We start from the raw sequence: 540 nt of genomic DNA, 5'->3' as shown, positions 1-540 counted from the left end.
TTGTTCACCTAAGTAGCCTCTCGTGACGCTTGGCCCCACGATGACAATTTCCCCTTTTTCCCCATCAGGGAGTGTCTTGCCTTCTTCATCTAAAATGACGATATCTGTATCCGGTTTGGCATAACCCACTGGTAAAGAATCGTGCTGATCAAGAATCTCCTGCGTGACTTCAATCGATGTAATCGCAACAGTTGCTTCAGTTGGACCATACGTATTAAAGACCTGCGCCTTAGGAAAACGCTCAAGAAGCGCACTTGCTACAGAGACAGGAAGTGCCTCACCGCAGAAAAGGAAAACGTTTAGCTTTGGTAAAAGCTCCCCTGTAAAGGAAGGATCCATTAAGCACATTTGCACAAAGGAAGGTGTGGATGTCCACACTTCAACGTCAGATTGACCAAGCGCTGCAAACATATCCTTCGGCTTATTCACAAGATCTTTCACTAAACAGTAAAGCGTGCCGCCTGATTGAAGCGTTGGATAGAGATCCATCACTGATAAGTCAAAAGAAAACGGCGCTTGATTTAAGAACGTGCGCCCCTC

At 46.1% G+C, this 540-nt stretch carries 1 protein-coding gene; it reads right to left on the bottom strand.

Annotation, left to right across the window (positions count from 1 at the left end; genetic code table 11):
• On the bottom strand, positions 1-540 hold a 540-nt coding region (locus V7659_RS27595), incomplete at both ends, for an AMP-binding protein (RefSeq protein ID WP_335543272.1).

Origin of the sequence: Neobacillus drentensis, assembly GCF_036966985.1 — a bacterium.
GTDB lineage: Bacteria > Bacillota > Bacilli > Bacillales > Cytobacillaceae > Neobacillus > Neobacillus drentensis_E.
Note: the sequence above shows the minus strand (reverse complement) of the source record. Positions and strands in the feature narration are given on the sequence as shown.